Raw genomic sequence first — 10,224 nt, 5'->3', positions numbered from 1 at the left:
CCCCGCCGATCCGTTCTACGGCCCGGAGACGACGGTGACGGCGTGGGCGATCGCCGAGCGCTATCTCGTTCCGGCCGTCACCGGCGCAGAGTGGGAGGTCCCCGAGCAGCTCGAGGCGAGCTGGCATCGCATCCGCGGTCACGAGTTCTCGAAGGCGGGCTTCTCGATCGCCGCGTGGGATCTGTACTCCCGGGCGGCCGGGTTCTCGCTGTCGAGCGCTCTGGGCGGCACGCGCACCGATGTCGTCGCGGGAGTCTCGCTCGGCATCGAGCCCACCGTCGACCAGCTGCTCGCGGAGGTCGCGCGGCAGGTCGACGCCGGCTATGCCCGCGTCAAGCTCAAGATCGCGCCCGGCTGGGACGTCGAACCCGTGCGGGCGGTGCGATCGGCGTACCCAGATCTCGATCTGCATGTGGATGCCAACGGCGCCTACACCGACTCGGAAGAGACCTCCGCGGTGATGCGAGCGCTCGACGCGCACGCTCTCACCATGATCGAGCAGCCCTACGCGCCGCGCGAGTTCGTGGCGCACGCTCGGCTGCAGGCGGTGCTGTCGACGCCGATCTGCCTCGACGAGTCGATCGTCGACATCGCCGACCTGCAGACCATGCTGACGCTCGACGCCGGTCGCGTCCTGAACATCAAGGTCTCGCGCATGGGCGGCCTCACCAGCGCCCGCCGCGCGCACGACATGGCCCAGGATGCGGGCGTTCCGGTGTGGTGCGGCGGGATGCACGAGTTCGGCGTCGGTAGAGCCGCGAACGTCGCCCTGTCGTCGCTTCCGAACTTCACGCTCCCTTCCGATGTCTCAGGCTCCGACAAGTACTACGCACGCGATGTCGTCGTACCGCCGGTCATCGCCCGCCAGGGCGTCGTGCAGGTCCCCACTGCGCCGGGCCTCGGCCACGAGGTCGACGTGGAATGGGTGCTCAGTAACGCGTCTCGCACGCTCGACACCCTGCCTGCCGCTGACGCGGCCGCGGCCCGCTGACCCGAAAGGACGCCGTGCTCCCCCTCACCCTCCACAGGCTCGACCTGGCCTCGGCCGCCGATCCCGCCGACTGTCTGACCCGCGTCGAGCCGCGACACGGCCTGCTGACCGCCACCGATCTGTCGGCGACGCGCGGCGACGGCATCTTCGAGACCGTCGTCGTGGTCGACGGTGTGCCGCAGGCGCTCGCGGCGCATCTGGACCGCTTCGAGCGGTCTGCGGCGATGCTCGATCTTCCCGCCCCACGACGGGACCTGTGGCTGAGCGCGGTCGCCGCGGCCGCCGAGGCGCTGCAGGAGCACACGCGCCGCGGCGCGGTGAAGTTCGTGATGTCGCGCGGCGATGAGGCGGCAGGCGACGCGCCGACCGGCTGGGCGCTCGGCTTCGCTCCCGACAGCCGTTCCGCGTCGGGTGCGCCGGAGCTCGACGTGGTGCTGCTGGACCGCGGCTACCGCCACGATGTCGCCCAGACCTCCCCGTGGCTGCTGCAGGGCGCCAAGACCCTCTCGTACGCCGTCAACATGGCGGCGCTGCGGGAGGCACGCCGGCGCGGGGCGCAGGACGTCATCTTCACGAGCATCGACGGCTTCGTCCTGGAGGGCCCCAACGCCACGGTCATCGCTCGTATCGACGGGGTCTACGTGACCCCTCCGGTCGAGCTCGGCCTGCTGCCGGGCACGACCCAGAGCGACGCGTTCGCGGCACTGGCGAGCTGGGGCGAGTCGGTGGCGACGCGTCGGATCGATGTCGCCGAGCTTCGACGCGCCGACGCGGTCTGGCTCTGCTCGAGCACCCGCGGCGCGGCCCCGGTGCGATCGCTCGACGGCGAGCCGCTCACCGTCGACGGTCGCCTGAGCGACCGCCTCAATCACGCACTGGACGCACGGAAGGCCTAGCACCATGATCCCCGTCGTCGACGGCCACAACGACCTCGCCTGGGCACGCCGCGAGCGGTTCGGCTACACCACCGACGGGCTCGACGCGGTGGTGCCCGATCTCCACACCGACCTTCCGCGCCTGGAGGCCGGCGGTGTCGGCGGCCAGTTCTGGTCGGTCTGGGTCGATCCGTTCCTCACGGGCGCGGAGCAGGTGACGGCGACGCTCGAGCAGATCGACTTCGTCCAGCGCCTCGTGGCCGCCTATCCCGACCGGCTGCGGTTCGCCCGCACGGCCCAGGACGTGCGGGAGTCGATGCAGGCGGGCCGAATCGCCTCACTGATCGGCGTCGAGGGCGGCGCACAGCTGGGCGGCTCGCTCGCGGTGCTGCGTCAGTACGCCCGCCTGGGCGCGCGCTATCTCACACTGACCTGGTCGCGCACGATCGACTGGGCCGACTCGGCCACCGACGACGCCCGCCACGGCGGGCTCACCGCGTTCGGCCGCGACGTGGTGCGCGAGTCGAACCGGATCGGGGTGCTGGTCGATCTCGCCCACGTCTCGCCGCAGACGATGCGCGATGCGCTGACCGTCAGCTCGCGACCGGTCATCGTCAGCCATTCCGCCGCCTTCGCCCTGTGCGCGCATCCGCGCAACGTGCCGGACGACGTGCTCCGCACCATCGGCGAGCGGGACGGCGTGGTCATGGTCGCCTTCGTGCCCTCGTTCCTGTCTCCGGCGCGTCACGCGTGGGTGCAGAACGGTGAGGAGGGCGAGCCCCCGCCGGTCGGCATCCCGGACCTCGCCGATCACATCGAGCACGTGAGGGATGTCGCCGGCGTGCACGCCGTGGGACTGGGCGCCGACTACGACGGCACCGATGCCATGCCCGACGGACTGGAGGACGTCTCGCACTATCAGGACCTGTTCGACGAGCTCCGCAGCCGCGGCTGGTCGGAGTCAGACCTCCAGGGGCTCGGGCACGCCAACGTGCTGCGAGTCCTCGAGGCCTCCGACCAGGACCACCTGGCCTTCCTGGCCGGGACCGCCCCGCTGCCGGCTCCGGCGGCGCTGACTCCCGCAGTGGATGCCGCCGCCCGCCCGGTGGGCGGCGCGCCGGAGCGCCCCCGTGTCCTGGTCGTCGTCAACGCCGAGACGTCGGGACCACGACGACTGGGCACGTGGCTGGAGGACGAGGGCATCGCGGTCGACGCCGTGCTGGGGGCGCACGGACTGCCCCAGAACCTCGACGGCTACGCCGGACTGGCGATGCTCGGCGGCGGGCTGATGCCCGACGACGACGAGAGCGCGCCGTGGCTGGCGCAGGAGCGGGTGCTCGCGCAGGCGGCCATCGATGCCGATCTGCCGACCCTGGGCATCTGCCTCGGCGGGCAGCTGCTCGCGCACGTCGCCGGCGGAGAGGTGCGGGCGAACTTCGGCCCCAAGGAGCGAGGCGCCACGCTCATCACGCCGTCGGACGCCGGCCGCGTGGATCCCCTCACGACGGCCTTGGGCGACGGCGCCCCGATGATCGAGAACCACCAGGACATGATCACGGCGTTGCCACCGGATGCCGTCCTGCTCGCATCGAGCGCCGCCGTTCCCCACCAGGCGTTCCGGCTCGGCGAGCGCGTCTACGGCGTGCAGTTCCACCCCGAGGTATGCGCCGATGATCTCGCGCGGTGGCAGGAGCCGGTCTCGCCCGGCCCGGGTGATCGGCCGGTCGCCGAGCTGGTCGCCGAGGCGCGGGCGGTGGACGATCAGAACACGCGTTCGGCGCGGGCGTTCGTCGCCGGCTTCGCGGAGCACGTGCGGTCGTTCGCCACGGAGCGGCGGCCGGCGTGAGCACGACGGCTGCCGAGACCGGCACCGGTGCGCTGACCGGCCACGCGCGCGACGCCCTGGACGAGCGACTGGACGACGCGACTGTGCGGCGGGCGCCGGCATCCGTCGCCGCGGTCGTGCAGAGCGGCCGAGTGGTCGCGGTGTCCGCGCACGGCGAGCCGCGCCGTGACGGCTCGCCCACTCGGCACGGCACCGTGTTCCGGATCGCGTCGATGTCGAAGAGCTTCCTGGCTGCGACGGCCCTCGCGCTCCGCGACGAAGGGCTGCTCGACCTGCACGCGCCCGCCGCCGACTACGTGCCTGAACTGGCGGGCACGCGCTTCGGCGATCACGACGCGCGGCTCACCCTCGACGCGCTGCTGTCGAACCGGGGCGGCCTTGCCGAAGACAACCCGTGGGGCGACGAGAACCTCGGCTCCTCGCGGACCGAGATCGCCGCGCTCGTTGCGGCGGGAGTGCCGCTGGCCGCGCAGCCCGCGACCGAGTACCACTACTCCAATCTGGGCATCTCGTTCGTCGGCCGCGCGATCGAGGCCGTCACCGGCCGCGACGTCGAAGACGTCGTGCGCGAGCGCGTGCTCGACCCCCTCGGTCTGCGTGACACCCGCCCCGACGCACAGCTCTACGACGACGATGACGACCTTGCCGCGGGCTTCCGCACGTTCGACGACGGACTCACGTTCACCCCCGAACCGTACGTCGGCTCCGGTGCGCTGGCATGCATCGGCAGCCTCTTCAGCACCGTCGACGACGTCGCGACCTGGATGCACTTCCTCGGCTCGGCGTTCGACGAGGCACCGGCGGACGGGCACGTGCTGGCCGCGGCATCCCGTCGCGAGATGCAGACGGTCCGCACGCTCATCCCGACGAGCGAGCGGTCGTCACCCGGCCGAGAGCTCGAGGGCGCGGGGTACGGGTACGGACTCGTCGTGGAGCACGACCGCAGGTTCGGTCGCGTCGTGCTCCACGCCGGCGGCCTGCCCGGGTTCTCGTCCCACATGCGGTGGCACCCCACCACCGGGATCGGCGTGGTCGTGTTCGGCAACTCGGACGCGTACGGTGCCGGCGCCATCGCCGGTGACGTGCTGCACGGCGTCCTCACCCGTGTCGACGCCCCCGCCGCGATCGTGCGGCCATGGACGGCGACCCTCGCCGCAGCCGCCCGGATCGACGCGCTCCTGGCGGAGGGGCAGCCGCTCTCGGCGGCGTCGGACCTGCTCGCCCGCAACGTCCTGCGCGACGTCCCCGACGAGGTGCGGTCGCGGCACATCTTGCAGGTGCTCGCCGAGGTGGGGCCGATGCGAACGGATGCCGCACCGTTCGCGGGACGCGTGCTCTCGGCGTCGGATCGCTCCACGCTGCGGTGGGTGGTTCCATGCGAGAGGGGGGCGCTCGTGTGCGACGTGCGCATGATCGGTCTTCGCGAGCCGCTCGTGCAGGAGTTCACGGTGCAGGTCGCCGACGCGGCCGGCCTGAAGCCGCAGGGCGAGAGCGCCCGCGCCGCCGACCACTACCGCGTCGCGCCGTGATCAGCCGTCACCTCGCGTGATCACGCACCGCCGCCCACGACAGACCTGCGAGAGATGCTGATGGCAACGACGCTGTACCGCCACCCGAGAATCCACCTGCTCGACGGCCGCGGCGGCATCGCCCAGGCGATGCTGGTCGTCGACGGCGTGATCGCAGCGATCGGCGAAGCGGATGCCGTAGCGAGCAGCGCTCCGAGCGGCACCGTCGTGCGCCACCTCCCGGGCGAGGCCGTCATCGCCGGATTCCACGACGCGCACATCCACACCGCGAGCCTGGCGCGCAGTCTGGACGAACTCGACGTGCGCGACACGCGCAGCCTTGCAGACGCCCTCGCCCGCATCGATGCGCACGTGCGGGCGCTGCCGGGCGACGGCTGGGTCGTCGGCGGGCGATGGGACGCGAACGCGTGGTCCGACGGGCAGCCCACCCTCGCCGCGCTCGACGCCGTGGCGCCGCACCGACCGGTGTGCCTGTCGAGCGTGGACGGCCATTCGGCGTGGGCGAACGCCGAGGCCCTGCGTCGCGCCGGCATCGACGACGCCACTGCCGACCCGGTCGGCGGACGCATCGAGCGGGACGCGGCCGGCAGGGCGACGGGGCTCCTTCGCGAGACGGCGGTCGGCGCCGTCCTCGCGCACGCCGAGCGGGTATCGCCCATGGACTTGGCCGGCCTGCTGGAACGCACACAGCAGGTGCTGCTGTCTCAGGGCGTCACGCAAATCACGGACTTCGACGGCGAGGACGCACGCGATGCCTACCTGCGGCTGAAGGATGCCGGCCGGCTGCGTGTGCGGGTGCACAAGGGCACGCCCGCCGACGCACTGGAGGAGGCCATCGCGTCGGGCCGCCGTACCGGCGCCGGCGACGACTGGTTCACCGACGGGCCGGTCAAGCTGTTCTCGGACGGCGCACTCGGCTCGCACACCGCGCACATGGGCGAGGACTTCGCCGGTGAGCCCGGCAATCACGGCATCGAGGTGCTCGATCCGCACGAGCTCACGCGCCTGGTGACGATGGCCGTCGGCGCGGGCATCGCCGTCGCCACGCACGCGATCGGCGACAGGGCGAACGCCCTCGTGCTGGACGCGTACGCCACCGCCCACATGGCGGCGCAGCGCGCCGGGCTGCGGTTGCGGGTCGAGCACGCGCAGCACCTCGCCCGCGGCGACGCCGCACGGTTCGCGACACTCGGCGTCATCGCCTCACAGCAGCCGACCCACTGGGCGAGCGACATCCCCCTGGTGTCGCGGCTGCTGCACGGCCGTGATCTCGACAGCTACGCGTGGTCCGCACTGCGCGATGCCGGCGCGGTCGTCGCCTTCGGCTCCGATGCCCCCGTCGAGCCGTCCGCGCCGCTGCGCGGCATCCGCGATGCTCTCGTGCGCAGCACGGCCGCCTCGCCGATCGGCGCGGAACGCGGAGTGCGCCCGCTGCGGACCGAAGAGGCGCTGCTCGCCTACACGGCGGCCCCCGCCTACGCGGCAGGGCTCGACGACCGCCTCGGACGCCTCGCCGTCGGGATGCTCGCCGACTTCGTCGTGCTCGACGGCGACCCATTCCGCGTCCATCCGGCCGACATCGTGGGCATCCGCCCCCTCGCGACCGTCGTCGGCGGGGTACCGGCCTTCGGCTCTGATGAGCGGTGACCGCGACGAGGCGCGCCGACGATTCCCGAGAACGACAGCATGAGATACCTGGAGAGGGTGTGCCGATGACCGCCGACGAGCCCCGCTCACGTCTGGCCGACCTCGGAGTCGGGCCCGGCGCCTTCGCCCGAGGTCGGCACAACGCGATCACCGACGTTCCCGGCGTGCTCGTCGGGCACTCCACGGTGCACACCGATCGGCTCCACACCGGAGTGACCGCGATCGTCCCCACCGAGCTGCGTGCCGACCGGCGCTGGCTGCCGGCGGGCCTGGCCGTCGGAAACGGCTACGGCAAGCTCGTCGGAGTCACCCAGCTTCAAGAGCTCGGCGCCCTCGAGACGCCCGTGCTGCTGACGAGCACGCTGTCGGTCTACCGCGTCGCAGACGCACTGCTGGGATACGTGCTCGAGCAGCCGGGCTACGAGCGGACCACCACGCTCAATCCGGTCGTGGGCGAGACCAACGACGGCTTCCTGTCCGACATCCGTTCCCGTCCGCTCGGCGACGCGCATGTCAGAGACTCCCTGACCGCCGCCGCTGATGGCCCCGTTGCCGAGGGCAGCGTCGGCGCGGGCGCCGGAACGGTCGCCCTCGGCTTCAAGGGCGGCATCGGCACGTCATCCCGTGAGGTGCCCGTGGGCGATGGCGAGCACACGATCGGCGCGCTCGTGCAGTCGAACTTCAGCGGCACACTGTCGATCGCCGGGGTGCCGATGCCCGCGGACGAGCTCGTCTCCGCGCCGCCGGCCGAGACCGTCGGCAACTCGTGCATGATCGTCGTCGCGACGGATGCGCCCGTCGATGCACGGCAGCTCGCACGATGCGCGCGCCGGGCCATCTTCGCGCTGCGCGGCGTCGGCTCGGACTTCTCGCAGGGCAGCGGGGACTACGCGATCGCCTTCTCGGTCGGAAGCGGGATGCCGCCGGCCGATGCCACCCTCTCCCCGCTGCTGCATGCGACCCTGGACGCCGTCGAGGAGGCACTGGTCAACTCGATCCTGATGGCGACCACGCAGGTGCACGCCGACGGCAACCGCGCGCACGCGATCCCGCTGGCCGGCGTCCGCTCCCGGCTGGTGGCGGCCGGGGTGATCTGACGCGGCCGCCCGCGACGCCGGCCCTAGCTCACCCGGCGGGCCTCAGCGGAAGTCGGCGAGCGCGCGGTGCACCGACGCGACGGCGCTGGAGCCTTCGCCGACCGCGGCGGCGACGCGCTTCATCGACCCACGGCGCACGTCGCCCGCGGCGAAGATCCGCGGCACCGACGTCTCGAACGGCAGGGGCTCCCTCCCCAGCCCCTGCCAGCGCTGGAGCGACTGGACCGAGACGTCCGTGCCGGTACGCAGGAACCCGTCGGCGTCGCGGTCGAGCTCGGCGAGCCAGGACGTGGCGGGCTCGGCGCCGATGAAGCAGAAGAGGCCGCGGGCCGCGACATCCCCGACCGAATCGATGTTCACGCGCTCGAGCGCGGAACCGCCGTCGAGCCCCACGATGCGAGACCCGGTGTGGACGTCGATGCGCGGGTCCTCGAGCAGGCGATCGACCAGGTACGACGACATCCGGGTGCCGAGGTCGGAGCCGCGCACCACGAGGTGCACGGGGCATCCGTTGGCCGCCAGATACAACGACGCCTGGCCGGCGGAGTTGGCACCGCCCACGACCACCACCGGCGACTCGAGCACCTGGCGCAGCTCGAGCGGCGTCGCCGCGTAGTAGATGCCGGCGCCCTCGAACTCGCTCCACCGCTCCAGGTCGAGGGTGCGGTAGGCGGCGCCGGAGGTGACGATCACCGTCCGCGTGCGGATCAGGCGCCCGTCGGTGAGCGCGATGTCGATGTCGTCGCCGACGGGCCTGAGGTCGACGGCCTCGCAGGGCGCATAGACGCGGACCCCGAACTTCAGCGCCTGCAGCGAGGCCTGGTCGATGAGATCGCCCCCGCTCACTCCGAACGGGAAGCCCAGGAAGTTCTCGATCCGCGACGTCGCCGCGGCCTGCCCTCCCGGCGCGACCGCATCCAGCAGCACCGTGTCGAGGCCTTCGGATGCCCCGTAGATCGCCGCGGCCAGTCCAGCCGGTCCGCCGCCGACGACGACGAGATCGACCACCTCGTCGGCGCGCGCCTGGTAGCTGAGCCCGAGGCGCTCGGCGACCAGGCCGGGCGTCGCCCGCGGCATCGGCTCGCCCTGGATGAAGGCGACCGGGAGGTCGTCGAGCGTGATCCCGTGCTCGGCGAGGGCACGGAGCTCGCCCGGGACCAGCTCGACCGCCGTGTGGACCAGGTCGAGCCGCTCCGCGAATCGGCGAAGGGTGAGGAAGTCGCGCGACGACCGCGGGCCGACGAGCTTGAGGGTGAGCGCCGCCGGTCCGCGGCGGAGCATCTCGCGCCGGGCCCACAGCGCGTGCAGGACGATGTCGCAGAGCTCGTCGTCCTCCGCCATCAGCAGGCGCAGGCGCGCCCGGCTGACGCGCAGCATCCGGCCGGCGCGCGAGGCGCGAGCCGTCAGGAACGCACCCTGCCCGTTCAGCAGGCCCAGCTCGCCGACGAAGCTGCGCGGCCCCATCGTTCCGACCACCGTCTCGTCGACCCAGCCGAACGCGACACGGACGATCTCGACCTCGCCCGTGTCGACCAGGATCAGGTCGTAGTCCAGATCGCCGGCCTGGAAGAGGTAGTCGCCCTCCGCGACCTCCTGCGGCTCGCCGAAGGCGACCAGCCGCTGCCACTGGGCGTCCGTCAGCGCCGGCTTCATCATGCGTTCGATCTCGCGCTGCTTCGCCGGCGAGATCTCGTGCGACCTCATCGGTGGATCAGCTCCCGCCAGTCGGCGGGCAGCCTGCCGGCGGGACCGGGCGACGGCTGCGCGACCGGTCGCGAGACGGGCGGTGCGAGGTCGGGCCCATCCACGTAGTCGTCGGCGACGTAGTCCCAGAACCAGTCCTCGCCCGGCTCGAAGCTGCGCACGTAGCGGTGCCCGCTGGTGTGGAAATGCGCCGTCGCGTGCTGCGCCGGCGATGTGTCGCAGCATCCGACGTGTCCGCACACGGCGCACCGCCGCAGGTGCACCCACCAACCGCCGACCGCGTCGCAGTCGGCACAGCCCTCGCCCGAAGGCGGCACGGTGGGGTCGATGTCATCCAGGCTCATCGGGCCTGCCTCTCGTCCGGCGCGTTCCATCGGTGCGATGCTAACGCCCCCACGAGGTGCGCGGCCGAGATCGCGTCAGCCGAAGGGAGCCGCCGTGTCGGGCGGGCAGCTGCCGGCGCTCGGGCGCCCCGCGGCGCGATGTCCGGCTGCGCGAATCCCAGCTGTCTCGGTCGTCTGCTCGCTGCAGGAAT

8 protein-coding genes are annotated in these 10,224 nt (G+C 72.5%); 6 read left to right on the top strand and 2 right to left on the bottom strand.

Annotation, left to right across the window (positions count from 1 at the left end):
• The 6 genes from menC to ACI3KY_RS11155 form a co-directional block, all read left to right on the top strand.
• On the top strand, window positions 1-991 hold a 991-nt coding region (gene menC / locus ACI3KY_RS11180; protein WP_404930247.1), incomplete at its 5' end, for an o-succinylbenzoate synthase.
• Between the two features lie 14 nt (window positions 992-1,005).
• On the top strand, window positions 1,006-1,887 hold the full coding sequence (locus ACI3KY_RS11175) for an aminotransferase class IV (protein WP_404930246.1): 882 nt from the start codon (window positions 1,006-1,008) through the stop codon (window positions 1,885-1,887).
• A 4-nt stretch (window positions 1,888-1,891) separates the two neighbouring features.
• On the top strand, window positions 1,892-3,712 hold the full coding sequence (locus ACI3KY_RS11170) for a membrane dipeptidase (protein WP_404930245.1): 1,821 nt from the start codon (window positions 1,892-1,894) through the stop codon (window positions 3,710-3,712).
• Window positions 3,709-5,241 carry a serine hydrolase domain-containing protein gene (locus ACI3KY_RS11165; RefSeq protein WP_404930244.1) on the top strand — a complete coding sequence of 511 codons (1,533 nt, stop codon included), beginning with the start codon at window positions 3,709-3,711 and terminating at the stop codon, window positions 5,239-5,241. The genes ACI3KY_RS11170 and ACI3KY_RS11165 overlap by 4 nt, the downstream gene beginning before the upstream one ends.
• A 60-nt stretch (window positions 5,242-5,301) precedes the next feature.
• Window positions 5,302-6,888 carry an amidohydrolase gene (locus ACI3KY_RS11160; RefSeq protein ID WP_404930243.1) on the top strand — a complete coding sequence of 529 codons (1,587 nt, stop codon included), beginning with the start codon at window positions 5,302-5,304 and terminating at the stop codon, window positions 6,886-6,888.
• Between the two features lie 65 nt (window positions 6,889-6,953).
• Window positions 6,954-7,985, top strand: a complete 1,032-nt coding sequence (locus ACI3KY_RS11155; protein ID WP_404930242.1) for a P1 family peptidase — start codon at window positions 6,954-6,956, stop codon at window positions 7,983-7,985.
• Between the two features lie 42 nt (window positions 7,986-8,027).
• On the opposite strand, the gene ACI3KY_RS11150 is transcribed toward ACI3KY_RS11155, so the two are convergent.
• A complete protein-coding gene (locus ACI3KY_RS11150; RefSeq protein WP_404930241.1) occupies window positions 8,028-9,689 on the bottom strand; it encodes an FAD-dependent oxidoreductase in 1,662 nt (553 codons plus the stop codon).
• A complete protein-coding gene (locus ACI3KY_RS11145; protein ID WP_404930240.1) occupies window positions 9,686-10,033 on the bottom strand; it encodes a UBP-type zinc finger domain-containing protein in 348 nt (115 codons plus the stop codon). The genes ACI3KY_RS11150 and ACI3KY_RS11145 overlap by 4 nt, the downstream gene beginning before the upstream one ends.
• Window positions 10,034-10,224 lie beyond the last annotated feature (191 nt).

It is taken from the genome of Microbacterium sp. ZW T2_14 (genome assembly GCF_044987405.1).
Classification (GTDB): domain Bacteria; phylum Actinomycetota; class Actinomycetes; order Actinomycetales; family Microbacteriaceae; genus Microbacterium.
Note: the sequence above shows the minus strand (reverse complement) of the source record. Positions and strands in the feature narration are given on the sequence as shown.